The sequence below is a fragment of the Aminobacter anthyllidis genome (genome assembly GCF_018555685.1).
Taxonomy (GTDB): Bacteria; Pseudomonadota; Alphaproteobacteria; order Rhizobiales; family Rhizobiaceae; genus Aminobacter; species Aminobacter anthyllidis.
The window spans coordinates 274,738-298,601 of record NZ_JAFLWW010000002.1; the positions used below are offsets into that span (position 1 = coordinate 274,738).

20 protein-coding genes and 1 tRNA gene are annotated in these 23,864 nt (G+C 62.6%); 11 read left to right on the plus strand and 10 right to left on the minus strand.

What is annotated here, in order from left to right; translation table 11 throughout:
* From lepB to rpoZ, 5 genes are all read right to left on the minus strand, one after another.
* Nucleotides 1–747 (minus strand): signal peptidase I, encoded by a 747-nt coding sequence (gene lepB, locus J1C56_RS06510; RefSeq protein WP_214387177.1) that lies wholly within the window; start codon nucleotides 745–747, stop codon nucleotides 1–3.
* Between the two features lie 77 nt (nucleotides 748–824).
* Nucleotides 825–1,241: a holo-ACP synthase gene (gene acpS, locus J1C56_RS06515; RefSeq protein ID WP_214387178.1), complete on the minus strand. Its 417-nt coding sequence runs from the start codon at nucleotides 1,239–1,241 to the stop codon at nucleotides 825–827.
* 7 nt (nucleotides 1,242–1,248) lie between these two features.
* A complete protein-coding gene (gene pyrE, locus J1C56_RS06520) occupies nucleotides 1,249–1,827 on the minus strand; it encodes an orotate phosphoribosyltransferase (RefSeq protein WP_214388262.1) in 579 nt (192 codons plus the stop codon).
* Nucleotides 1,828–1,863: 36 nt separating this feature from the next.
* The gene (locus J1C56_RS06525; RefSeq protein ID WP_214387180.1) at nucleotides 1,864–4,098 is read right to left on the minus strand and encodes a RelA/SpoT family protein; all 2,235 of its coding nucleotides are present in this window, start codon (nucleotides 4,096–4,098) and stop codon (nucleotides 1,864–1,866) included.
* Between the two features lie 269 nt (nucleotides 4,099–4,367).
* On the minus strand, nucleotides 4,368–4,763 hold the full coding sequence (gene rpoZ / locus J1C56_RS06530) for a DNA-directed RNA polymerase subunit omega (RefSeq protein ID WP_214387182.1): 396 nt from the start codon (nucleotides 4,761–4,763) through the stop codon (nucleotides 4,368–4,370).
* A 275-nt stretch (nucleotides 4,764–5,038) separates the two neighbouring features.
* On the opposite strand from rpoZ, the gene J1C56_RS06535 reads away from it, so the two are divergent.
* Together J1C56_RS06535 and J1C56_RS06540 are read left to right on the plus strand one after the other, a co-directional pair.
* Nucleotides 5,039–5,620, plus strand: coding sequence for a LabA-like NYN domain-containing protein (locus J1C56_RS06535; protein ID WP_214387184.1), 582 nt, complete (start codon nucleotides 5,039–5,041; stop codon nucleotides 5,618–5,620).
* Nucleotides 5,620–6,285, plus strand: coding sequence for a uracil-DNA glycosylase (locus tag J1C56_RS06540; protein WP_214387186.1), 666 nt, complete (start codon nucleotides 5,620–5,622; stop codon nucleotides 6,283–6,285). Before J1C56_RS06535 ends, J1C56_RS06540 begins: the two co-directional genes overlap by 1 nt.
* Nucleotides 6,286–6,523: 238 nt before the next feature.
* Here the strand turns inward: J1C56_RS06540 and J1C56_RS06545 are convergent, their stop codons facing one another.
* The 4 genes from J1C56_RS06545 to dapA all read right to left on the minus strand — a co-directional run bounded on the left by J1C56_RS06545 (nucleotide 6,524) and on the right by dapA (nucleotide 10,201).
* Nucleotides 6,524–6,745, minus strand: a complete 222-nt coding sequence (locus J1C56_RS06545) for a hypothetical protein (RefSeq protein WP_214387188.1) — start codon at nucleotides 6,743–6,745, stop codon at nucleotides 6,524–6,526.
* A 415-nt stretch (nucleotides 6,746–7,160) separates the two neighbouring features.
* Nucleotides 7,161–7,379, minus strand: a complete 219-nt coding sequence (locus J1C56_RS06550; RefSeq protein ID WP_214387190.1) for a hypothetical protein — start codon at nucleotides 7,377–7,379, stop codon at nucleotides 7,161–7,163.
* A gap of 1,232 nt (nucleotides 7,380–8,611) precedes the next feature.
* A complete protein-coding gene (gene smpB / locus J1C56_RS06555; RefSeq protein WP_214387192.1) occupies nucleotides 8,612–9,091 on the minus strand; it encodes an SsrA-binding protein SmpB in 480 nt (159 codons plus the stop codon).
* Between the two features lie 228 nt (nucleotides 9,092–9,319).
* Nucleotides 9,320–10,201, minus strand: coding sequence for a 4-hydroxy-tetrahydrodipicolinate synthase (dapA, locus tag J1C56_RS06560; protein ID WP_214387194.1), 882 nt, complete (start codon nucleotides 10,199–10,201; stop codon nucleotides 9,320–9,322).
* A gap of 230 nt (nucleotides 10,202–10,431) precedes the next feature.
* Here dapA and J1C56_RS06565 point away from each other — a divergent pair, with 230 nt between their 5' ends.
* On the plus strand, nucleotides 10,432–12,474 hold the full coding sequence (locus J1C56_RS06565) for a lytic transglycosylase domain-containing protein (protein ID WP_214387196.1): 2,043 nt from the start codon (nucleotides 10,432–10,434) through the stop codon (nucleotides 12,472–12,474).
* A 125-nt stretch (nucleotides 12,475–12,599) separates the two neighbouring features.
* Nucleotides 12,600–13,529, plus strand: a complete 930-nt coding sequence (locus tag J1C56_RS06570) for an alpha/beta fold hydrolase (protein ID WP_214387198.1) — start codon at nucleotides 12,600–12,602, stop codon at nucleotides 13,527–13,529.
* A 207-nt stretch (nucleotides 13,530–13,736) separates the two neighbouring features.
* Here J1C56_RS06570 and J1C56_RS06575 read toward each other — a convergent pair whose 3' ends face one another.
* Nucleotides 13,737–14,768, minus strand: a complete 1,032-nt coding sequence (locus J1C56_RS06575) for a porin (protein WP_214388264.1) — start codon at nucleotides 14,766–14,768, stop codon at nucleotides 13,737–13,739.
* 451 nt (nucleotides 14,769–15,219) lie between these two features.
* Between J1C56_RS06575 and J1C56_RS06580 the strand changes: the two genes are divergently transcribed.
* The 7 genes from J1C56_RS06580 to J1C56_RS06610 all read left to right on the plus strand — a co-directional run bounded on the left by J1C56_RS06580 (nucleotide 15,220) and on the right by J1C56_RS06610 (nucleotide 23,805).
* Nucleotides 15,220–15,310 (plus strand) — tRNA-Ser (locus tag J1C56_RS06580).
* Nucleotides 15,311–15,458: 148 nt separating this feature from the next.
* Nucleotides 15,459–16,532 (plus strand): porin, encoded by a 1,074-nt coding sequence (locus J1C56_RS06585; RefSeq protein ID WP_214387200.1) that lies wholly within the window; start codon nucleotides 15,459–15,461, stop codon nucleotides 16,530–16,532.
* A 303-nt stretch (nucleotides 16,533–16,835) separates the two neighbouring features.
* Entirely contained in the window at nucleotides 16,836–17,711 is an 876-nt protein-coding gene (locus J1C56_RS06590) for a tyrosine-type recombinase/integrase (RefSeq protein WP_246591251.1), read from the plus strand.
* Nucleotides 17,712–18,020: 309 nt separating this feature from the next.
* Nucleotides 18,021–19,133: a pyridoxal phosphate-dependent aminotransferase gene (locus tag J1C56_RS06595; protein ID WP_214387202.1), complete on the plus strand. Its 1,113-nt coding sequence runs from the start codon at nucleotides 18,021–18,023 to the stop codon at nucleotides 19,131–19,133.
* A 195-nt stretch (nucleotides 19,134–19,328) separates the two neighbouring features.
* Complete coding sequence (locus J1C56_RS06600) at nucleotides 19,329–20,552, plus strand: CAP domain-containing protein (protein ID WP_214387204.1); 1,224 nt, start codon at nucleotides 19,329–19,331, stop codon at nucleotides 20,550–20,552.
* Between the two features lie 83 nt (nucleotides 20,553–20,635).
* A complete protein-coding gene (locus tag J1C56_RS06605; protein WP_214387206.1) occupies nucleotides 20,636–22,375 on the plus strand; it encodes a type I secretion system permease/ATPase in 1,740 nt (579 codons plus the stop codon).
* A 68-nt stretch (nucleotides 22,376–22,443) separates the two neighbouring features.
* Nucleotides 22,444–23,805 carry an HlyD family type I secretion periplasmic adaptor subunit gene (locus J1C56_RS06610; protein WP_338001407.1) on the plus strand — a complete coding sequence of 454 codons (1,362 nt, stop codon included), beginning with the start codon at nucleotides 22,444–22,446 and terminating at the stop codon, nucleotides 23,803–23,805.
* Nucleotides 23,806–23,864: the final 59 nt, after the last annotated feature.

Sequence of the window (23,864 nt, forward strand, 5' to 3'; positions counted from 1 at the left end):
CTATCGGACGAAGTTGAACAGGCGCGAGCCGCGCATCTCGGTCGGCCACTTCCAGATTTCCAGCGGGCTTGCGCCGTTGGCGATCGAGAAGAAGATGATGTTGGCGCGGCCAACGAGGTTTTCGCCCGGCACGAAGCCGACGTTGAAGCGGCTGTCGGTCGAGTTGTCGCGGTTGTCGCCCATCATGAAGAAGTGGCCTTCGGGCACGACGAACTCACGCGTGTTGTCGCCGATCGAATCCGGCGTCAGGTCCAGCGTGTCGTAGGAAACGCCGTTCGGCAGGGTCTCGCGATAGACGTCGACCGGGCGATTGACCTCGGTGATGTCGGGGTTGTCGATCTGGCCGACCTTCTCGCGCGCCACGGCGGTGCCGTTGATGTAGAGCTGGCCGTCCTTCATCTGGATGCGGTCGCCGGGCAGGCCAACTACGCGCTTGATGTAGTCGAGCGACGGATTGGGCGGGAACTTGAAGACGACGACGTCGCCGCGCTCGGGATCCGAGCCGAAGACGCGGCCAGAAAACAGGTTGGGCGACAGTGGCAGCGAATAGCGCGAATAGCCATAGGCCCATTTGGTGACGAACAGGTAGTCGCCCTCGAGCAGCGTCGGCCGCATCGAGCCCGACGGAATCGAGAACGGCTGGAACAGCAGCGTCCGGATCACCAAAGCGAGCAGCAGCGCCTGGACGATGACGCTCACGGTCTCGCCGAGCCCGCCGGACTTCTTCTGTTTTTCAGCCACGCTCATGTCGTCCTCGATTGTAGGTCGCGATGGGTATAAGGGCTCGCCGCCGCCGGGGCAATGTCTCAGCCGCCGCCAAAACCCTAAGATAGTGGCGGTTGTTCGACGGGCACCGCCTCGATGATCACAAAGGCTTGTGCGAGCGGAAAATCGTCGGTGATGGTGAGATGAACGACCGCGCGATGGCCGGCGGGCAGCATCTCTGCGATGCGGCGCGCAGCACCACCCGTCAGTTCCATCGTCGGCCTGCCGCCCGGCAGGTTGACCACGCCCATGTCGCGCCAGAACACGCCTTCGGCAATGCCGCAGCCGAGCGCCTTGGAACAGGCCTCCTTGGCAGCGAAGCGTTTGGCATAAGACGCGATGCGGCCACGACGGCCTTCGGCGCGCTGCTGCTCGACCTCGGTGAAGATGCGCTGGATGAAGCGCTCGCCGTGGCGGGCGATCGATTTTTCGATCCGCCTTATGTCGATCAGGTCGCTGCCGATGCCGAGGATCATTCGGGCCTCAGATGTTCCGGCTGCCCGGCTTGACCGCCGGGATCGCCGCCAGTTCCGGCGGCAGCTGGTCGGCCGGATAGGCCGGCACTTCATATTCCGCGAGCGCGATCAAAGGCACGCCAACGTCGGTCTTGCCGGCCGAACGATCGATGATGCAGGCAGCGGCCACGACCTCGGCGCCGAGCGCGCGCAGGCATTCGATGGTCTCGCGGATCGACAGGCCGGTGGTGACGATATCCTCGACGATGACGACGCGGGCACCCTTTTCGATCTCGAAGCGCCGAAGCCGGAACGTGCCCTGCTCGCGCTCGACCCAGATCGCCGGCACCTTCAAGTGCCTCGACGTCTCATAAGCCGGGATCAACCCGCCGATCGCGGGCCCGACGACATAGTCGATGTCACCCTTCACCTCGGCGCGGATCTTGTCGGCCAGCGCCTTGCACAGCGCCTCGGTCTTGTCGGCATGCATGAACACGCGCGCCTTCTGCAGGAACACCGGGCTGCGCAAGCCCGACGTCAGGATGAAATGGCCTTCGAGCACCGCACCCGCCGAGCGGAAAATGTCCAGAACTTCGCTTGTATGCATCATCGTCTTTCCTGTCGTCGTTCCAGCGCCCTCGCCTCACCCGTTGACGCGGCGGGCATCGCTGACGCTGGTGTTGTCCTTGAGCTGGGAGATCAGCCGGTTCAGGTGCTTCAGATCCCAGACTTCGAGATCGAGCAGCATTTCGGTGAAGTCGGGCGCGGTGCGGATCATCGACAGCGTGTGGATGTTGGCGTCGTTGGCCGCCACCACCTGGGCGATGTCGGCGAGCGAGCCCGGCGCGTTGATCGCGGTCACCGAAAGCCGTGCCGGAAAGCGCTCCTTCGAGCCCTCGTCGAGATCCCAGCGCACGTCGATCCAGCGCTCCGGCTGGTCGTCGAAAGCCATCAGCGATGGCGACTGGATCGGATAGATGGTGATGCCCGAGCCCGGCTGCATGATGCCGACGATGCGGTCGCCCGGCACCGCGCCTTCGGGTGCGAAACGCACCGGCAGGTCGCCGCTGACGCCGCGAATCGGCACGGCATTGCCTTGTGCCCGCTGTTCCTTGCGCGGCGGGGTCGAGGAGCGTCCCGGAATCTGGAACAGCATGCCGGCGGCGTTGCGGATCTTCGACCAGCCTTCTTCGCGCGGCTTGGCCGCGGCGGGCGTGACGCGCTCTTCCTTGTAGTCGGGGAAAACGGCGCGGACGACGTCGTTGGACGACAGCTCGCCGCGCCCGACCGAGGCCAGCACGTCCTCGATGTCCTTGCGCGCCAGCCGGTGCAGCACCGGCTTCAGGCTGTCCTTGGAGTATTTCTTGCCGGCGCGCTCGAAGGCGCGTTCGAGGATGCGGGCACCGAGTCCCGAATACTGCTTGCGGATGGCGTTCTTGGTCGCCCGACGGATCGCCGAGCGCGCCTTGCCGGTGACGACGATCGATTCCCACGCCGCCGGCGGCACTTGCGCCTTGGAGCGGATGATCTCGACCTCGTCGCCGTTCTTGAGCTCGGTCATCAGCGGCATCACCCGGCCATTGACCTTGGCGCCGACGCAGGTGTCGCCGACATCGGTGTGCACCGCATAGGCGAAATCGATTGGCGTCGCGCCCCTGGGCAGCGCGATCAGCATGCCCTTGGGCGTGAAGCAGAAGACCTGGTCCTGGAACAGCTCGAGCTTGGTGTTTTCGAGGAAATCCTCGGGATTGTCGCCGTCAGCGAGCTGCTCGATCGTCCGCCTCAGCCAGCCATAGGCATTGGTTTCCTTTGAAATGGTGTGGCCGGCACCATTGGTCTTGCCGGCGTTGTCCTTGTAGATCGAATGCGCGGCGACGCCGTATTCGGCGATCTTGTTCATCTCGCGGGTGCGTATCTGCAGCTCGATGCGCTGGCGCGACGGACCGACGATCGTGGTGTGGATCGAGCGGTAGTCGTTCTGCTTCGGCGTCGAGATGTAGTCCTTGAAGCGCCCCGGCACCATCGACCATGTCGTGTGGATCGAACCGAGCGCGCGATAGCAATCCTCGACGCTATCGACGACGACGCGAAAACCAAAGATGTCGGACAGCTGTTCGAACGACAGCGCCTTGGTCTCCATCTTGCGGAACACCGACCACGGCTTCTTCTGCCGGCTCTTCACGTCGGCCTTGATCGCATATTTCTCGAACTGAGCCGACAGCGCCTTTTCGATGTCGGCAAGCACGCCCTTCGAGCGCTCCGACATCTCGGCCAGCCGCTCGGTGACGGTTCGGTAGGCCTCGGGATTGATGTAGCGGAACGCGAGCTCTTCGAGCTCCTCGCGCATGCCCTGCATGCCCATGCGGCCGGCCAGCGGCGCATAGATGTCCATCGTCTCCTCGGCGATGCGCAGGCGCTTGCCCTCGGGCACATGGTGCAGCGTGCGCATGTTGTGCAAACGGTCGGCGAGCTTGACCAGAAGCACCCGCACGTCCTCGGAGATCGCCAGCAGAAGCTTGCGCAGATTCTCCGCCTGCTCGGCCTTCTTGGAGACGAGGTCCAGCTTCTTGAGCTTCGTCAGGCCTTCGACGAGGCGGCCGATGTCGGGGCCAAACAGCTCGTCGATCTCGGCGCGCGTTGCACTGGTGTCCTCGATGGTGTCGTGCAGCAGCGCGACTGCGATCGTCGCCTCGTCGAGATGCATGTCGGTGAGGATCGCCGCCACTTCGAGCGGATGCGAAAAATACGGATCGCCCGAGGCGCGCTTCTGGTGGCCATGTTTCTGCATGGCATAGACATAGGCTTTGTTGAGCAGCGCCTCGTTGACGTCAGGCTTGTAGCGCTGGACGCGCTCGACAAGCTCATACTGACGCATCATGGGCGGCTTCCCGGAACTCGAAATGAATCATGCGCCGCAAGGGCTTGCGACGCATGTCATAGATAAACACTGATGTGGCGGCGCGGAAGTGCCGATAAGCCGGTTTGGCGCGCGTTTTGACGCGACGCGAGACCTTTTTGAGAATTCGCCCTGCCGAGTCAGATGGCGTGGCTTTCGAGAACCGGCGCGGAGCGGACTTTCGGTCCGTCAGCACCGGAAGCGGAGAAAGCCGCGTCAGGTGGCCGGCAGGGTAGAATTCTCAACAGGCCTCAGTAGTCGTCGCTCTTTTCGGGCGCCACCAGGCTCTCGATGCCGGCGAGCAGGTCTTCTTCCGACATGCGGTCGAAGTTGATGTTTTCTTCGGCTTCGTCGCTGTCGACGGCGGAAGCGGTGGTCTGGTCCGCGGGCTCGGGAGCTTCCGGCTCCGGCTCGTCGACTTCGACATGCTTCTGCAGCGAGTGGATCAGGTCTTCCTTGAGATCGTCCGGCGAAAGCATCTCGTCGGCGATCTCGCGCAGCGCAACGACCGGGTTCTTGTCGTTGTCGCGCGGCAGGGTGATCTGGGCGCCCTGCGAGATCTGGCGGGCACGGTGGCCGGCAAGGAGCACCAGCTCAAAGCGGTTGTCGACCTTGTCAATGCAGTCTTCAACGGTTACGCGGGCCATGAAGTGCCCCTTTCATGCATGGATTTGACGGAAAGCTGACGCGTGCCATAACCTGAACGGCCACGCAATTCAAGCATCAAGCCTGCTTTGCCACCGAAGCGTCGGAATCCGGACAGCCGTCCACAAACGATTATTTTACCGCTCCGCCCCTGTCCCCCCTTGGAATGACTCATTGCGAGCGATATTTGCCGCACTGGGGTAAGTCATTGATTTGGGGAACGAGCGCTCGGTTCAGCGTATTTGGCGTCAGCCTATTTCAACAAGGAAATTTTCCTATGTTTGATCCTCGCGAGAAAATCGCACTTTTTATCGACGGAGCTAATCTCTACGCGACCTCCCGCGCGCTGGGCTTCGACATCGACTACCGCAAACTGCTTTCCAGCTTCCAGAAGCGTGGCTATCTGCTGCGCGCCTATTATTACACCGCACTTGTCGAGGACCAGGAATACTCCTCGATCCGCCCGCTGATCGACTGGCTCGACTATAACGGCTTCAAGGTCGTCACCAAGCCGGCCAAGGAATTCACCGACGCCACCGGCCGGCGCAAGATCAAGGGCAACATGGACATCGAGCTGACAGTCGATGCGCTCGAGCTCGCCGACGTCGTCGACCATTACGTCATCTTCTCCGGCGACGGCGATTTCCGCACCCTGGTCGAAGCGCTGCAGCGCCGCGGCCGCAAGGTTTCGGTGATTTCGACGATGGCCTCGCAGCCGCCGATGATCTCGGACGACCTGCGCCGCCAGGCCGATCATTTCATCGACCTGATGACGTTGAAGGCCGAGATTGGCCGCGAGCCCTCCGAACGCCCGGTCCGCAAGGTCGACCCGGTCGAACCTCCAGCCGACGACATTTGATGCCCGGTCTCCAGCCCGCCCCGGCGGTCGATCCCGACCGGGATTGCCCGCTTTGCCCGCGCCTGCACGATTTCATCGCCAGCTGGCGCGCCCGCGAGCCGGGCTGGTACAACGCGCCCGTCCGCTCCTTCCTTCCTCCCGAAGGCGAAGACGCCGTGCGTTTCCTTATCGTCGGACTGGCGCCCGGGGTGCGTGGAGCCAACCGCACCGGGCGTCCGTTCACCGGCGACTATGCCGGCGAACTGCTGTATTCGACGCTCAAGCGCTTCGGCATGGCGCGCGGCGAGTTCGAGGCGCGGCCCGACGACAGCCTCGAACTGATCGGCACGGCGATCACCAACGCCGTGCGCTGCGTGCCACCCGACAACAAGCCGGTGGGTGCGGAGATCAACACCTGCCGCACCTTCCTGGTGCCGACCATCGCGCGCTTTCCCAATCTGAAAGCCATCCTGACGCTTGGTTCTATCGGCCATCAGTCGACGGTGCGGGCGCTCGGCGCGCGTGTCGCGGCGGTGCCCTTCAAGCACGGCGCGCGTTGCGACGTCGGCAACATCGCGGTGTTTTCAAGCTACCACTGCTCGCGCTACAACACCAATACCGGCGTGCTGACGGAAGAAATGTTCGTCAATGTTTTCCGTGACGTAGCGGATTTCCTGCAGAAATAGTTCCCGGCCGCACAGCCCGCCTCGTCGCCGTTACGTTTCCCATAAAAAGGCCCGGTTGCGCTGTGGGGCGACAACCAGGCAAGGGGCACTAGCAAATGGAACGGCTGGCTTATCGCGGCGAAGCATCAGCCGCGAGGTCGCTGAGCACCATCCCGAACCGCAATTCTGCCTGCGGCCGATCGAAAGCGGCCTTGGGCAAGGATCATGCTCAACTCAGGATTAGAACCCCACCCAAATCTCAGCGGGCGTCGAAAAACGAACTCTTTCCCGTTTTGCTACTTGGAGCAGCACCACCGCTGGTGGGCTTGTTGTTTCCCTTGACCAGCAGGATCGCCCCGCCCTGTGTCGTCTGGCTGCTCAGCGCAGGCTTGGACACGGTCTTTGGCGCCATTGGTGCTGCGGCGAATGCCGCCGGCGACAGCATCAGCCCTGCCATTGCCGCTATCATGATCGTCTTCATTGGTTCACCTCCTTCATTGGCCATCCGGCCGTCGCGTGACGCAAATGGCACCGCCCCCGCTTGGTGCCGGACCACGCCTGCGCCAAAACGCGGTCTGCACGGAGAAATGGAAGCAAACTCGGGACTTTGGCATACGGCAGATGCCGTATTTCGACGCCGGCCAGGCCTGGATTGCGACGACTTGGTTAGCCGATGGTTTACGGAAAACGTGCCTTGCCCCGGCTTGCCGCCAGTGAAAAAGCCCGGTTGCGCTGTGGGGCGACAACCAGGCAAGGGGCACTAGCAAATGGAACGGCTGGCTACGGCGCCAGCCGCAAGATTTTGGTCAGGCCATCATCCGGCCGGAGGTAAGCGCGACGTGGCTAAAGCACGAGCCGGCCAATCAATATGACTTGATGCTCCCTCTGGGACAGCCTCAACCGGCAAAGCCCTTGCCCGGCATGAAGCCCTTGCCGCGTGGAATGGATATGGTCCCGGTACGGCTGGGGCCGGCAGCCAGCAGAACGGCTCCGTCCTTTGTAGCCTGGCTGGTGGCAACCGCCTTCGAGCCAGCCGGCGTAGCCGTAGGCGCTGCGGCGAACGCCGCCGGCGCCAGCATCAGCGACACCGCCGCCGCGATCATGATCGTCTTCATCAACCTGTTCCTTCCGGCCATCCGGCCTCGCGGCGCTCAGGCACCGCCCGCGGCGCCGAACCACGCTGCGCCACGTCGTGATCTGTCCAGAGAAATGGACGCAAACCGCTGATTTGGGCATACGGCATATGGCGTATTTCGACGGCGGATTGGCCGGGTTCGGCCCGTTGGTTAACCGAAATTTGCTTGCGGACCAGCGAGAACACAAGACGGCGCTGGGCTTCGCTTCGCTGGTTTGGGGATCACCTCGTGACTGTCGTCGCTGCCCGGAGTGCGGGACAATATTTCCACGGATCGGTGATTTTGTTGATGCCTGCGGGCTCCTAACTTTCACCGGTCTCACTCCTTCCCGCCCCCCTCTGCCCTGCCGGCGTTCGAAGCTCGAAAAGCCAAGCAATTGGCTTTTCGTGTGCTTCGCGGACCGCATCTCACCCCCCGCAAGGGGGAGATCAGGCTGTCATCAACACCCCGGCCAATCGCCAGCTAGCAAGGCTTTAAGCTTGCTAGCTCACAAAATGGGCGGCGCCTTGGACGTGACTAATCTCCCCTCCTTGTGGGGGAGATGGCCGGCAGGCCAGAGGGGGGGGTGCGAAGGATCACGACACCGGAGATTTGCTTCGTGGGGCACCCGCCCTCGAAGCTCCATTGTCAGCAACTCTGTCACCAACCGCCGTGGATAGCCGCCCCCATTTCTCCACGCCCAGAAAACCTGCCGTACAATTCCCACATCGCCCTTACGGGACCTGGTGCGCACCGGGTATCAGGGAGGGCGGCGGTGACCTCCCGCCACTGCTACGGTAGCCGTGGCTCCGAGGGCCCGACGACAGGTCGGCGTGGTGAGGTGCAAGCCTCACAAGGCAAGCGCGGCGGGAAGATGCGGAGAAGCCGCGGCGATTGTCCATGGAATGTACATGGAGCGGCGCTGTGACCGGCCAACCTCGGGACAGACACCGGGCGGGGCGCGAGTTCGCGCCACATACTATCAATCGGAAGGCTCGGCCTCGCGCCCCGCTTCCCGACTGCTCCCCCAAACCGGGAGTGCTCTTTGACAATGGCCAGGCGCGAAAGCGAGCGTGGCGGTGAATAAGCTTGGTCCCTTCGCCCCGTTTACGGGGAGAAGGTGGCGGCAGCCGGATGAGGGGCGGCGCAAACTGACGAAGAGGTGGCGCTGCCCCTCACCCGGCCCTTCGGCCACCCTCTCCTCGTAAACGGGGCGAGGGAAATTTCGTCCCCTACCCGCGCTCCTTGAGCAAGCGGCCCTTTTCGCGGTTCCAGTCGCGCTGCTTTTCGGTCTCGCGCTTGTCGTGCAGCTTCTTGCCGCGGCCGACGGCGAGCAGCATCTTGGCCATGCCGCGATCGTTGAAATAGATCTTGAGCGGCACCAGCGTCATGCCCTCGCGCTCGATGCTCTGGGCGAGCTTGGCCATCTCGCGCTTGTTGACCAGCAATTTACGACGGCGGCGCGTCTCGTGGTTGAAGCGGTTGGCCTGCAGGTATTCCGGCACGTAGGAGTTGATCAGCCACAACTCCCCGCCCTCGAAAGAGGCATAGGAATCCTGGATGTTGGCCTGGCCAAGGCGCAGCGACTTGACCTCGGTGCCGCTCAGCACCATGCCGGCCTCGAGCGTGTCGAGCACCTCATAGTTGAAGCGCGCCTTGCGGTTTTCCGCGGCGATCTTGTTGTTGGGGTCGGATTTCTTGCCCTGGCTCATGACGTCGCTACTTGTTTGGTGCGTCCTTTACGGCTTGCCGATCAGGCCGCACCTCAACGGGAAGCGCCGCACATCCAAAACCTTGCGCAAGAGGCGCATCAGATTTCAGCTGCGGTCGCTGATTTCCCGAATCGCAAGGTGCGAGCCCGGCGGGCGAGCCTCGAAGGAGGCACAATTCCTAGAGCGCTTACATGGCTGCGAAGCGGCAATTCCGCAACCCTTGGGCACTCAGTTGATAAGGCCGGCAAACTTCATCGCCGCATCGATCTTCTCGGCGGTCGACTGCTCGATCGTGACCAGCGGCGAACGCAGCACGTTCTCGATCCGGCCGAGGCGCGACAGCGCGTATTTCGCGCCCGAGGCACCCGGTTCGATGAAGATCGCCTTGTGCAGCGGCATCAGGCGGTCCTGCAGTTCGAGCGCCTTGACCTTGTCGCCCGACAGGCTGGCGATCTGGAATTCGGCGCACAGACGGGGCGCGACATTCGACGTCACCGAGATGGCACCGACGCCGCCATGGGCGTTGAAACCGAGCGCCGAAGCGTCCTCGCCCGACAGCTGGATGAAATCCGTGCCGCAGGTGATGCGCTGCTCGGAGACGCGCTCGACCTTGCCGGTCGCATCCTTGACGCCGGCGATGTTCTTGAAGTCGTGGGCCAGCCGGCCCATCGTCTCCGGCATCATGTCGATGATCGAGCGCGGCGGGATGTTGTAGATGATGACCGGCAGCGTCGTTGCCTGGGCAACAGCGGCGAAATGCGCATAGAGGCCGCGCTGGGTCGGCTTGTTGTAATAGGGCGTGACGACGAGCACGGCATCGGCGCCGACGCTCTCGGCAAACTTGACCAGGCCGACGGCCTCTTCGGTGTTGTTCGACCCGGCACCCGCAATGACGGGCACGCGGCCGCGCGCCACCTCGACGCACATCTTCACGACATGACGATGCTCGTCATGGGAAAGCGTCGGCGACTCGCCCGTGGTTCCGACCGGAACGAGGCCCGTGGTGCCCTCGGCGATCTGCCATTCGACGAGTTCGCGAAAGGCTTTCTCGTCGAGACGGCCATTCTTTTCGAATGGTGTCACGAGCGCGGTAAGTGAGCCTCTCAGCATGTCGTCCAACTCCAGGAACCCTACGGTTTCGCGGTCTTTTTGATGTCGCCGGCTTTCTAGCCGAAAGCGGGGCCGCGCACCATAGTCTCGACACCAATTTGCGGCAAGTGCGACTGCACCCTATATCGGGCCGAATCGAACGACCGCGCTAACCTTTCATTAACCCGCTCTTCACCAGATGAACCTAGGCTCGAAAGACCGCTCCTGATTGTAAGCTGCAAGGATAGGGAATGACCAAGATCATTCCGGCTGCCAGGCCGCATCATATCTCGCTTTTGAGCGCCTTCATTGCCCTGGCGCCCGTCCCCGCCGGCAGTTCCGCGCTCGACCCGCAGGCGACGTCGGCCATCCCGTTTGCCTCGATCGGCAAGGCGGATGCGGCCCGCGCGGCCTTCGGCACTATCGACCAGCTCAAGAGCGGGCTCGACGCCCTGTCGAGCGGCGATCTGGCACAGGCACGCGCGGTGCGCGACGCCCTGCCCGCGACAGCACTCGACCGTCACATCCTGATGTGGGCGATCGCCATCAATGGCGGCGACAAGGTGCCGAGCGCCGACATCGCGGCAGCAGCACAAGCCCTGCCCGGCTGGCCGGGCCTTGCCACGCTTCGCCGCAACAGCGAGCGCGCCATGGCGCGCGAAGCGCCAGGTCCGCATATCGTGGTTGCGGCCTTCGCCGGCAGCGAGCCGCAAACCATCGAAGGTGCTCTGCTGCTCGCCCGCGCCCAGAACGAGCTCGGCAACGCCAAGGCAGCACTTGCCGTGCTGCTGCCCTACTGGCGCAACGAGAAGCTCGACGCCAAGTACGAGATAGCGATCCTCAAGGATTTCGGCAGCCTGATCCCCGCCGTCGACCATCGCATCCGCATGGAACGAATGCTCTATGCCGACCGGGTGAATTCCGCCGCCCGCGTCGCCGAACTCGCTGGGGCAAAGCCGCTTGCCGACGCCTGGACTGCCGTCATCAAGGGCGACAAGAAGGCCGCAGCGCTGCTGGATGCGGTGCCCGCAGGCCAGCGCTCGGCCGGTTACGTCTTTGCCAAGGCACGGCTGTTGCGCAAACAGGAGAAGTTCACCGACGCTGCCGCCGTCATGCTCAAGGCGCCGAAGGACCGCGCCAGCCTGATCGACCCCGATACCTGGTGGGTGGAACGCCGTGTCCTGTCGCGCGAGTTGCTCGACAAGGGCGACGCCAAGACCGCCTACCGGATTGCCGCCGCGCATTCGGCCGAAAACGCGACCAACGCCGCCGATGCCGAATTCCACGCCGGCTGGTATGCGCTGCGCGGCCTCAACGACGCCAAGCTTGCATCAGGCCATTTCGAGCGTATCGCCAAGATTGCCGGCAGCCCGATCTCGTTGTCGCGCGCCTATTACTGGCTCGGCCGCACAGCCGAATCAGGCGGTCCCGGCAATGCGAAGGACTATTTCGCCCGCGCCGCCACTTACGGCACGAGCTTCTACGGCCAACTTGCCGCCGAACGAATCGGCCGCAAGACGCTCAATGTCGTCTATCCCGCGCCGACGGCGGCCGACCGCCAGGCATTTGCCCAGCGCGAAGCCGTCAGCGCGATCACCCGGCTCGAGGGTGCTGGTTACGCCGGCTACGCCGAGATGCTTTACCGCGACCTTGCCTCGCAGCTGAACAGCCCGGGCGAACTCGCGCTTCTCGCCGTCATGGCCGAGAAGCAGGACAACCACTATCTGGCATTGCGCGTCGGCAAGATTGCCGCCCAGCGCGGGCTCGACGTCGGCGCCCTGTCGCATCCGATCGGGGTGATTCCCGGCTCGGCCAATATTTCAGGCTCGGGCAAGGCGCTGGCCTACGCGATCGCGCGGCAGGAAAGCGAGTTCAAGGTCTCGGCGGTTTCGAGCGCCGGCGCGCGCGGCCTGCTGCAGCTGATGCCCGGAACGGCCAAGGATCTCGCGAAAAAGGCAGGCATGGCCTTTTCGCAGGAGCGCCTGACCTCGGATGCCGGCTACAACGCCACCTTGGGCGCGAGTTTCCTCGGCGAGCAGCTCGGCCGATTCAACGGCTCCTACGTTCTGACCTTCGCCGGCTATAATGCCGGCCCCCGACGCGCCGACCAGTGGATCGCCAGATACGGCGACCCGCGCGGCAAGGACGTCGACACGGTCGTCGACTGGATCGAGCGCATCCCCTATGCGGAAACGCGCAGCTACGTCCAGCGCGTGATGGAGAACTATCAAGTCTACAAGATGCGCCTGTCGGGCAGCTACGACATCAACGGCGACCTGGTGAACGGCCGGTAATCGCTATCGGCGGAGCGCCATCCGTAGCCGCGCACGACCCGCTTCGATTGACCTTCCGCAACCACCTCGGATAGCTAGTCGGGCCGATATGGCAGGCGCGTTGTGGGTGCGGGAGAAGCTGGGCGATGGTCAAAGACGGCAGCTTTTTGGACTTCTTCTATACGTCGCAGGACGGCCTGAAGCTGCATGCGCGAATCTATGGCGCCGAGTCGAGCCAAGACGCGACCGCAAATCCCGGCAGCTGCCCGGTAGTTTGCCTGCCTGGACTGACGCGCAATGCCAGGGACTTTCACGAGCTGGCGCTCCACCTCGCCAAAGATGCCGAAAAGCCCCGCCGGATCATATGCTTCGACTACCGCGGCCGCGGGCGGTCGGCCTACGACCCGAACTGGCAGAACTATAATGTCGGCACGGAAGCGGCCGACATCATCGCAGGATTGGACGCGCTCGGCATCGCCCAGGCCACCTTCATCGGCACGTCGCGTGGCGGGCTGATCATCCATGTGCTGGCCATGATGCGCCCTGCCCTGATCAGGGCAGCCGTGCTCAACGACATCGGCCCGGTGATCGAGCCTACAGGCCTTGCGCACATTCGCTCATATCTGGAAAACGCCCCTCGCCCGGCGGGCTTCACCGAGGCTGTGCGGATTCAAAAGACCGTCCATGGCGAGGCGTTTCCGGCACTTTCGGATGCCGACTGGCAGCGTTTCGTCCACGCCATCTATCGCGACGAGGCCGGCACGCCCGTCGCCGACTACGACCCGGCCTTGCTCAGCACTGTGCTGGCGATGGACTTGACCAAGCCCCTGCCTGACCTGTGGCCGCAGTTCGAGGCCCTCGCCTCAGCGCCCATGCTCGCCATCCGCGGCGCCAACTCGCGCCTGCTTTCGGCTGCGACTCTCGAAGAAATGCGCCGGCACCACCCGCGCTTCGAAGCGATCACCGTCGAAGGACAAGGCCACGCGCCGTTTCTGGAGACGGGGGATCTGCCCGACAGAATCGCCGATTTTCTGCGCGAAGCAGGCACTGCAACGGGTTTTCCTGTGTCGGCCTGATCGGCACGCCGGACTGATTAGAACCGTCGCAGCCCAACTATCGGCAGCAGACCGGCAACAAAACGCAGGTCAAAATTGCCGACACTCGGCAACATGAGCTGCGCTGCGCCACGTCACCTGGCGCTCAGACCAATGCTGCTAACATTTCATCAAACAAAAAACCCGGCGGTTGCCCGCCGGGTTTTCCTAAATCAGCTGGTGAGCCGATTAGAACGAAGCGTCGAGACGCAGGAAGCCGGAGAAATTGCCGTCATCCGCCGGGAGGTTGCTGTCCTCGTAATTCAGAGCCAGCTTAGCGCTCAGGTTCTCGACGACCTTGTAGTCAATGACGGCGCCGATTGCGTAAGCATCGATGCTGCTCTTGACGTTGTTGGCCGTCAGGTCAGCAAAGTACTGACCACCAGCACCAACCGTCAGCTTGTCGTTGACCTGGTACTTCAGGTAACCGCCGAGCGACCATTCGGAACCAAGATACGGGTCGCCGTTGCTGAAGTAGGTCGAGCCAGACTCGTATGTTGCGATGAGCTCGACGGTGAGCGCATCGGTAGCCTTGATCTTGGCAATACCCTTCAGAGCAAACTCGCTGTAGAAGTCGTCATAGCCTGCGAAGATATCGACCGAGCCCCAACCCTGGGCGATCGAAACCTTACCGACCAGGAGCGGAACGTAGTCGAAATCGTTCGACTCTTCTTCCAGGCCAACCGACACCGAGATGCCGTTGCCGGCGTCGAAGGTGTAACGGATCTGGTTCACGCGAGTGCCACCAGCGGCATCGAACTCACCGGAGATGTCGCCATCCCAGAGAGTGTCGGTGAAGCCGACCAGCAGACCGCCGAGTTCGAAATAGGCCTGACGCAGGAATGCATTGCCACGTCCAGCTTCGTCGTAGCCTTCACCATAACCAGCTTCGGCGTTGTTGATATCGGCCTGAAGCTGGATATAGCGGCGGAACGTGCCGTATTCGGTCTCCGAGCGCGCATCGAGATGAACGCGAGCGAGCGACTGCTTGCGGAAGCCTTCATCATCTTCATCGAAGTTGATCTGGTAACGAACGAGGCCGCCGATCTGCAGGCAGGTCTCGGTGCCGGGGATGTAGTAGAAGCCCGCGCCGTAAACGTCGCAGATGCGGACGTATTCCATTGGTTCCGGCTCAGCGACGACGACAGCGTCGGCCGCACGAGCGCCGGAGACTGCGAGCAGAGCCGCAGCGGAGCCGAGAAGAAGGCTCTTAATGTTCATTTTCTGACCTCCAGTCAAAAGTTTCAAAAGAGGGTCTGGGTATTTTTTGCTGAAGGACAGCGTTCCCTGCCCCATCCCCGTTTGAAAAAGATGCGCACCGCGCTCCCTCTTCGACCCCGACATTACCCATGCGCCGCTGCGGTTCAACAACCAACACAATCGGCGAGGCCGTCCAGACGCTCTATCGCCGGGCCATGTTGCACAAATGACACGATTTGATACCCCCCATAAAGAAGTCATTAAGAAATGGCGCCGTTCGAGCGCAGCTTTTGCGCCTGGTGCGGCCCGCGCTTGAGTTCTCGTGCCGCAGAATCGTGGGTGATCCGATTCCCCGGGAGCCCAGTTGGGCGGACGATTCGTTCATCGAGATCACCAGGCGATGCTTTTTCCCGCCCATATGTGGAATGACTTGTTGATTGTGCCGCTCCTTTTCTTTATCCAGCGGCGCAACGGAGAGGTGGCCGAGTGGTCGAAGGCGCTCCCCTGCTAAGGGAGTAGAGGTCAAAAGCTTCTCGTGGGTTCGAATCCCATCCTCTCCGCCAGCCCAACGCCACCTCCTTTCAAAAACCGCTGAACCTCCAACCATTTCAATCGCTTGAGGCATCGCCGACGGGCTGTACGTGCCGTTCATTGCGGCTTTGCGGACCCATTTCTCGTTCTTCAGTCGCGATTCTGACTGGAGGTCAGAAAATGAACATTAAGAGCCTTCTTCTCGGCTCCGCTGCGGCTCTGCTCGCAGTCTCCGGCGCTCGTGCGGCCGACGCTGTCGTCGTCGCTGAGCCGGAACCAATGGAATACGTCCGCATCTGCGACGTTTACGGCGCGGGCTTCTACTACATCCCCGGCACCGAGACCTGCCTCAAGATCGGCGGCCTCGTTCGTTACCAGATCGACTGGGATAGCGAAGCCGATGATGGCTGGCGCAAAACCGCCCTGTTCCGCCTGAAGTTCGATGCCCGTTCGGAAACCGAATACGGCACGTTCAAGCGCTATATCGAGTTCCAGGGCTCGAACAACGGCGGCGAGACCCTCTACAACACCGCTCTGCAGCCCATTGGCTACGCGGCTGACTCAAGCACCTTCTCGGTTCGCTATGCTTACTTCGAACTCGGCGGCCTGATGGTCGGTCGTAACGACACCCTGTTCGACGGCGACCTGTCGGGTGAGTTCGATGCCGGCGGCGGCGACTTCATTCAGCAGATCCGCTACACCTTCGACGCCGGCAACGGCATCGCGGTTTCGGTCGGCCTGGAAGAAGAAGACAACAACTTCGACTACGTGCCGCTCATCACCGGCAAGGTCTCGATCGCTCAGGGCTGGGGTTCGGTTGACCTGTTCGCCGGCTACGATGATCGCTTCTCGGAGTTCGCCCTCAAGGCTATCGCCAAGGTCAAGGCGACCGACGCTCTGACGCTCGAGCTGCTCGCAGCTTACGAGTCGGGCGCTACCTGGTTCGGCCTGTCTAACTTCTATGCCGGCTACGAGTGGTCGGTAGGCGGCTACCTGAAGTACGCCGTTAACGACAAGCTGACTGTCGGCTTCGGCGGCCAGTACTTCGCTGACAGCCACGCTGGTAACTTCCTGGCCAACACCACAACCGAAATCGGCTTCAACGATTGGACGGTTGGTGCGGTTATCGACTACACGATCGTCGAGAACCTCACGGCCAAGCTCGCTCTCAACTACGACGATGGCGAGACCTTCGAAGCTGCAGGCGCTGATGGCTCGTTCAACGGCTTCCTCCGCCTCGACGCATCGTTCTAATCGACTGACGTCGTAAGCAATAAGGTGGCCCGGGCTTCGCAAGAGGTCCGGGCCGTTTTTCTACCAGCGCAAGACGCTGGGAATTGAACCAGCAAGGGAGAGCACGGCGCTGTAAAAACGAGCGAAAGCGAGCCGAGGACAACATTGCCGTCCGCATCAAGGCGCGATCTCGCTATCCTGTTTACGTTATCCCTTGCCTCCGCAAACCACGGCTGTATCTTCCGCGCCGGGGGTTGCTGAGGTGTTATGAAGAAAGCAACTTCAAAGGACGATATTTTGAGCGGCCACCACTCAGCCGCCCTGATGACTGATTGCAAGGTAACTTACAGCTTCAATACCATTAAAGAAGTAAAGTCATTTAGGGTCATAGACCTTTTTATATCTTACAAAGACATTTTATGGGACGACGGTAAGCACAAATACAATGTCAGCTCCTTTATTGGTGAGATCGACGAGATTCTACTAGGCGAACGCTTCAGCGCATTCTCCCAGGAGACACTCGACGGCCTGATAGGCTCCCTGCGCCAACGCGGTAACAGCAACGCGACCATCAATCGAAAGATGGCCGCTTTGAGCAAACTGCTGCGCAAGGCCTATAAGATGGGAGATGTTCACAGCCTGCCCGAGTTCCGCCGCCAGAAGGAGCGGGCGGGGCGAATCCGTTTTCTCGAACTCGAGGAAGAGGACCGGCTTTTTGCTGCCATCAAGGCCAAGAGTGAAGATTCCTATCGCTTGTCGGTATTCCTGGTCGACACCGGATGCCGCCTCGGCGAGGCGATCGGGCTGATCTGGAACGACATCCAAGACACCCGTGTCAGCTTCTGGATCACCAAATCCGGACGCAGCCGAACGATTCCGCTGACAGGACGGGCCAGAGAAACGGTCAAGTGGCCGGCTGATCGCGCCCCGCGTCCGAAAGGACCGTTCGCCATGCTGACGCAGCCGCAATTCCGGGCGATCTGGAACGAAGCCAAGGCGGAAGTCGGCCTCGGCGCCGATGATCAGGTCGTGCCGCACATTCTGCGCCACACCTGCGCTTCACGCCTGGTCCAGGGTGGCATCGACATCCGGCGCGTGCAGATGTGGCTCGGACACCAGACGCTGTCGATGACGATGCGCTATGCGCATCTCGCCACCAACGATCTCGACCGCTGCGTGGTGGTGCTGGAACGGCACTGACATCAGGCGACGTGAACCATTGAACGCGGGCCGCAAGCACCCAGGCCGGAATCAACTGAAAGCCGTCGGGGCTTCGTCCCGGTGGCGTTGGTAGCACCAGCCTGCTGCGACAAACCGCATGCAAGCGTGCCCTCTTTTGTCGTATAGGCGAATTCCTACAGCGCCGCGCGTCCAATTGGACGCGCAAAGGACGCTGTAGCACTTTGAAACGGTGCATGATCCTTTCCGAAAATCGATTTCGATTCGGGGTCATGCACTAGAGATTTCCGTGTCCGGTTCGGGACGGATGACGCCATTGAGTATGCTGCCATGACCAACCGCCCTGCCCTCACCCCCGTCATCAACGCCCTGCCGGTCACCGTGCCGTTTGTCGGCCCGGAGGCACAGGAGCGCGATCGCGGCGCGCCGTTTCGCGCCCGCATCGGCGCCAATGAGAGCGGTTTCGGACCTTCGCCACGGGTGATCGCACGGATGGCCGAGGCAGCTGCCGAGATGTGGAAGTACTGCGATCCGGACAACTACGATCTCAAGGTCGCATTGGCGCGTCACCTCGGGCTCGACGTCGGCAATGTGGTGGTCGGCGAAGGCATCGATGGCCTGCTGAACCTTGTCGTTCGCATGTATGCGACTGAAGGCACGCCTGTCGTGACCTCACTCGGCGCCTATCCGACCTTCAATTTCCATGTCGCCAGTGTCGGTGCCCGGCTGGTGCCGGTGCCGTTCCGCAACGACAAGGAAGACCTTCAGGGCCTGCTCGACGCGGTGAAGCGCGAGAACGCGCCGATCGTCTATCTGTCCAACCCCGACAATCCGATGGGCAGCTGGTGGGAAGCAGACGAGATCCTGCGCTTCGTCGAAGCGCTGCCGGAAACGACGATGCTGGTGCTCGACGAAGCCTATGGTGAGACCGCACCGGCTTCGGCACTGCCGCCGGTCGACATTTCCAGGCCCAATGTCGTGCGCATGCGCACCTTCTCCAAGGCCTATGGGCTTGCCGGCATCCGTTGCGGCTATACATTTGGCGACGCCGAGGTGATCGCGAGTTTCGAGAAGGTGCGCAACCACTACGGCGTCAGCCGGATGGCGCAGATCGCGGGCGAGGAAGCGCTTGCCGATCAGGCTTATCTCGCCGAGGTCGTTGCCAAGGTGGATGCCGGACGCAGGCGAATCGCCAAGATCGCCAGTGACAACGGGCTGAAGCCGCTGCCGTCGGCGACAAACTTCGTCACCATCGACTGCGGTGGCGACGCGGCGTTTGCGCTTGCGGTGATGCGCAACATGCTCGAGCGTGATGTCTTCATCCGCAAGCCGATGGCGCCGGTGCTCGACCGCTGCATCCGGGTGAGCGTCGGTCTCGACCACGAGCTCGACATCTTCACCGAAGAGTTGCCGAAGGCGATCTCTGCCGCCCGCGGCGCCTGAGCGCAACAGGCATTTTCAACCGTCGGTAGGCAGTGGAATCGCCGCAGCGTATGCCTGCGCGAGGATATATGCGTATATCCTAATTTATTCATTTCGACGCCGCATCATCAACACAGTTCCTGCCTAGGCCGGATGTCGGGCGGACGGGGACACAGGGGGTTCAACACCAATCAAGAACCAAATCGGGGATACCCTATGCCGCAACATAGTGCCAACGAGCAGTATCTGCTTGAGCTCATCAATGCGGAGCGCGCCAAAGCAGGCGCCCAGCCTCTCGCATTCGACAATGACCTGAGCGAAGCCGCCGAAAACCACGACAAGTGGATGCTTTCGGCGGATGTCTTTTCACACACAGGTTCCGGCGGTACCTCGCCGACGACGCGCATGAAGGCGGCTGGCTACACGCTCAGCGGCTCCTGGGCGACTGGCGAGAACATCGCCTGGGCGACCACCCGCGCGCCGACAGGCTATGTCGACGAAGTGAAGCTGCTTCACACCAACCTGATGAATTCCTCGGGTCACCGGGCCAACATCCTCAACCCGAACTTCCGCGAAGTCGGGCTTGGCTTCGAAGTTGGCGACTACAAGGGCCGTTCATCCGCCTTCGTCACCGAAGATTTCGCCAAGACGGGTTCCGACCTGTTCCTGACCGGCGTCGCCTTCGACGACAAGGATGGCGACCGTTTCTACGATCCGGGCGAAGGACTAGGCGCTGTCACGGTGACCGCCAAGAACTCGGCAGGCCAGACATTCAAGACCACGACGTCCGCCGCCGGCGGCTACGACCTAGTGCTGAAGCCAGGCACCTACACGGTCACCTTCTCGGGCGCCAACATCGCGACATCGACGCAGACCGCGACGATCGGCACGAAGAACGTCAAGAAGGATCTGGTCGACCCGGTGATGAAGTCTGGCACGCTTGCGGCCACGGCCTCTGCCGAAGACACAGGCGCGGCCGCACCGACGACACCGACAAAAACTGTCGACGTCGCCGACAACAGCGATACCGGCAACACCACTGGCGGCGATAGCGCTGGCGGCCGCACCGCGAATGGCTGGCTCGCCGACTTCTTCAAGAAGATGGACCATGTCGGCCAGGACCAGGGCACACGCGGCGCCCATGAAGTTGCCGGCTCCGCCGACAGCGCTGCCAAGAAGTCGGTGACGCTCGACGGCGACCACTTCAACTTCAGCTCGAAGGTGGCGGCTCATGTGAATGCCGACCATGTCAACGACATCGTCGACGGCGGCCACGTACAGCAGGCCATCGACCACGTTGTCGCGGCATTGCAGGCGCACCTGCCCACGGATGGCCACGTCGTTGCCGATGCGGGCGACGCTGCCCAGCTAGCGGTCGCCAAGATACTGTCACAGATGGCAGCACATTCGGGCCATCAGAACGCCGACGTCGTCGCCTGATTTCTTGCGACACCAAAAAAGGCGGGCCCGTTTCGACGAGGCCCGCCGCATTGCAGTCAATCAATTGACCGCCATCGAGGGGAATGACCCTGACTCAACCGTCCACTGACCTGAACCGCACGTCAGAGCTTTTCAAGGCGCTGCATTCGTTCAAGGGCGCCTTCGTCGCCGTTGCCGGCTTCAGCGGCCTGATCAACGTGCTGATGCTGTCCGGCTCGCTGTTCATGCTGCAGGTCTATGACCGCGTGCTGCCGAGCCGCAGCGTGCCAACGCTTGTGGCGCTGATCATCCTGGTGGCGGTGCTCTACGCCTTCCAGGGCGTGCTCGAAACGGTACGGGCCCGCGTGCTGACGCGGATCGGCGCCGGCATCGACGAAACCATCAGCAATCGCGTTTTCAATTGCATAACCCGCCTGCCGCTGCGCACACGCGACCGCGGCGAAGGACTGCAGGCGCTGCGCGACCTCGACCAGGTCAGCGGCTTCCTCTCGGGCGCAGGACCGGCCGCGCTGTTCGACCTGCCATGGATGCCGCTTTATGTCGGCATCTGTTTTCTCTTTCACCCCTGGATCGGCTTCGCGGCCCTCATCGGCGCGGTATTGCTTGTTGCGCTGACGGTTCTGACCGACCGCCTGGTGCGCGGGCCGACCAAGGCGATGTCGGGCTTCAGCACGAGAAGAAGCGCCATCGCGCAGTCGAGCGCGCGCAATGCCGAGGTGCTGGCCGCGATGGGCATGAGCGACCGGCTAGCGACGCGCTGGAACAAGGCCAACAGCGATTTTCGCGAGGCGCAGGAGCGCGCCAGCGACCTGACCAGTGGTTTTGGCGCCTTGTCGCGCATCCTGCGCATGATGCTGCAGTCGATGGTACTGGCGCTCGGCGCCTACCTTGTCATCTACCAGCAGGCGACGCCTGGAATCATCATTGCCAGCTCGATCCTGACTTCACGCGCGCTGGCGCCGATCGAACTTGCCATTGCCCATTGGAAGGGCTTCCTCAATGCCCGCCAGAGCTGGCGCCGCCTGGACGATCTGTTCGCCGCCATGCCCGCTGAGAACGGCGGCATGGAGCTTCCGGCGCCTACCGCCGAGCTGGCGGTGCAAGGTGTCAGTGTCGTCGCGCCTGGTGGCCGGCGGCTGGTGGTGCAGGACGTCGAACTGTCGCTCAAGGCCGGATCCGGAATGGGCGTGATCGGGCCGAGCGGCTCGGGCAAATCCTCGCTGGCGCGCGCACTCGTAGGGGTGTGGCCGCTGACACGGGGCAAGATCAGGCTTGACGGCGCAGCGCTCGAGCAATGGCCGGCGCAGTCGCTCGGTCGCCACATCGGCTACCTGCCGCAGGATGTCGAGCTGTTCGCCGGAACCGTCGGCCAGAACATCTCGCGCTTCGAGGACGAAGCGCCATCCGAGACGATCATCGCAGCGGCGAAAGCAGCCGGCGTGCATGACATGATCCTGCGCCTGCCCGAAGGCTACCAGACCGAGATCGGCGAAAGCGGCGCTGCCCTTTCGGCCGGGCAGCGTCAGCGCGTGGCGCTGGCGCGTGCGCTCTACCGCGACCCGTTCCTCGTCGTTCTCGACGAACCCAATTCCAACCTCGACGCAGCCGGCGACCAGGCGCTGACCCAGGCCATCGAACGCATCAAGGCGCGTGGCGGCATCGTCATCGTGGTGGCGCACCGGCCAAGCGCGCTCGCGGCACTGGACCATCTGCTGGTCCTCGGCGGCGGCAGGCAGCAGGCCTTTGGCCTGAAGAGCGACATTGCGCGGCAGGCGCTGCAACCAGTGCCAGTGCCGCTGCATGCGGTGGGAACGGCGGGCTGACGATGACACTAGTGACGACCCATTCCGCGGCAGACCGGCTGAAGACAGCGCGGGATCTTGCGACTTCCGTGAAGAGACAGGCGCTTGCGCTGCTCGACAAGGGCGCCGCGCCGATCGAAGGCGCATCGCCGCAACAGCTGAAGCTGCGCCATGCCATCAGGCGAAACATACGGCTGGGCGGCATTGCCGCGCTGGCATTGGTCGGCGGGCTCGGCCTGTGGGCTGGGACAAGCAGCCTGTCGGGTGCCGTGGTCGCGGCAGGGCATCTGGTTGTCGATTCGAACGTCAAGGCAGTCCAGCACCCTCAGGGCGGCGTGGTCGGCGCATTGAACGTGCACAATGGCAGCGTCGTTTCGGCGGGAGAAGTGCTGGTCAGGCTGGACGACACCGTCGCCAAGGCCAATCTCGCCATCGTCGACAATGGCCTGGACGAGCTTTTTGCGCGACAGGCACGCCTGACGGCCGAACGCGACGGTGCCGACACGGTCGTCTACCCCGCGGAATTGACGGCACGCGCGTCCGATCCAGAAATCGGCCAGCTGATCGAAGGCGAAAACAAGGTGTTTTCGCTCAGGCGGCAGGCACGCGATGGACAGGTATCGCAGCTGCGCGAGCGCATCGCCCAGTTCAGCGAGGAAATCTCCGGCATCGAGGCCCAGCAGAAGAGCAAGCACCAGGAGATCGCCCTCATCAAGGTCGAGCTCGAGGGCATGCAGGAGCTATGGAAGAAGAAGCTGGTGCCCCTCTCCCGACTGGCGGACCGCCAGCGCGCGCAGGCGCAGCTCGACGGCGAGGTCGGACAGCTGACTGCAGCAGCGGCCCAAACACGTGGCCGGATCAGCGAGACTGAACTGGCGATCATCCAGATCGACCAGGACATGCGCAGCCAGGTGGCGAGCGAACTGCGCGAGATCGACGCCAAGGCAGGCGAGCTCAGGGAACGACAGGTCGCCGCGGATCAGTCGCTGAAGCAGATCGACATCCGAGCGCCGCAAGCCGGCCGCGTCCACCAGCTTGCCATTCATACCGTCGGCGGCGTCGTCACCCCTGGCGAAGCGATCATGCAGATCGTGCCGACAGCGGACGCGCTGGTGGTGGAGGCCAGAATTGCGCCCCAGGACATCGACCAAGTCAGCATCGGCCAGCCGGCGACGCTGAGGCTCTCGGCGTTCAACCAGCAGACCACGCCCGAAGTGGAAGGCACTGTCGACCGCATTTCACCCGACATGATCGAGGATCCGAAGGCCGGCGTCGCCTACTATGGCGTGCGCATCGTGCTATCGGCCAAGAGCCTGGAACAGGCGGGCAAGCCGGAGCTCAAGCCCGGCATGCCGGCGGAAGTGTTTCTCAAGACCACGGACCGTACGGTGCTTTCCTATCTGTTCAAGCCGCTGACCGACCAGGCCAGCCGCGCCTTCCGCAGCGACTGAGCCGCATCAGGCCCAGTCCACAACGAGTTCACGGACGCCACTTGAATTAATTAAACGTT

What these genes read in the sequence shown, in the direction of transcription:
- acpS (WP_214387178.1), bottom strand. Translation starts at nt 1,241, where the DNA reads ATGATCCTCGGCATCGGCAGCGACCTGATCGACATAAGGCGGATCGAA.
- rpoZ (WP_214387182.1), bottom strand. Translation starts at nt 4,763, where the DNA reads ATGGCCCGCGTAACCGTTGAAGACTGCATTGACAAGGTCGACAACCGC.
- J1C56_RS06585 (WP_214387200.1), top strand. Translation starts at nt 15,459, where the DNA reads ATGAACATTAAGAGCCTTCTTCTCGGCTCCGCTGCGGCTCTGCTCGCA.
- J1C56_RS06540 (WP_214387186.1), top strand. Translation starts at nt 5,620, where the DNA reads ATGCCCGGTCTCCAGCCCGCCCCGGCGGTCGATCCCGACCGGGATTGC.
- J1C56_RS06525 (WP_214387180.1), bottom strand. Translation starts at nt 4,098, where the DNA reads ATGATGCGTCAGTATGAGCTTGTCGAGCGCGTCCAGCGCTACAAGCCT.
- J1C56_RS06575 (WP_214388264.1), bottom strand. Translation starts at nt 14,768, where the DNA reads ATGAACATTAAGAGCCTTCTTCTCGGCTCCGCTGCGGCTCTGCTCGCA.
- J1C56_RS06565 (WP_214387196.1), top strand. Translation starts at nt 10,432, where the DNA reads ATGACCAAGATCATTCCGGCTGCCAGGCCGCATCATATCTCGCTTTTG.
- J1C56_RS06605 (WP_214387206.1), top strand. Translation starts at nt 20,636, where the DNA reads ATGACCCTGACTCAACCGTCCACTGACCTGAACCGCACGTCAGAGCTT.
- J1C56_RS06545 (WP_214387188.1), bottom strand. Translation starts at nt 6,745, where the DNA reads ATGAAGACGATCATGATAGCGGCAATGGCAGGGCTGATGCTGTCGCCG.
- lepB (WP_214387177.1), bottom strand. Translation starts at nt 747, where the DNA reads ATGAGCGTGGCTGAAAAACAGAAGAAGTCCGGCGGGCTCGGCGAGACC.
- J1C56_RS06535 (WP_214387184.1), top strand. Translation starts at nt 5,039, where the DNA reads ATGTTTGATCCTCGCGAGAAAATCGCACTTTTTATCGACGGAGCTAAT.
- smpB (WP_214387192.1), bottom strand. Translation starts at nt 9,091, where the DNA reads ATGAGCCAGGGCAAGAAATCCGACCCCAACAACAAGATCGCCGCGGAA.
- J1C56_RS06590 (WP_246591251.1), top strand. Translation starts at nt 16,836, where the DNA reads ATGACTGATTGCAAGGTAACTTACAGCTTCAATACCATTAAAGAAGTA.
- J1C56_RS06550 (WP_214387190.1), bottom strand. Translation starts at nt 7,379, where the DNA reads ATGAAGACGATCATGATCGCGGCGGCGGTGTCGCTGATGCTGGCGCCG.
- J1C56_RS06570 (WP_214387198.1), top strand. Translation starts at nt 12,600, where the DNA reads ATGGTCAAAGACGGCAGCTTTTTGGACTTCTTCTATACGTCGCAGGAC.
- J1C56_RS06595 (WP_214387202.1), top strand. Translation starts at nt 18,021, where the DNA reads ATGACCAACCGCCCTGCCCTCACCCCCGTCATCAACGCCCTGCCGGTC.
- pyrE (WP_214388262.1), bottom strand. Translation starts at nt 1,827, where the DNA reads ATGCATACAAGCGAAGTTCTGGACATTTTCCGCTCGGCGGGTGCGGTG.
- J1C56_RS06600 (WP_214387204.1), top strand. Translation starts at nt 19,329, where the DNA reads ATGCCGCAACATAGTGCCAACGAGCAGTATCTGCTTGAGCTCATCAAT.
- dapA (WP_214387194.1), bottom strand. Translation starts at nt 10,201, where the DNA reads ATGCTGAGAGGCTCACTTACCGCGCTCGTGACACCATTCGAAAAGAAT.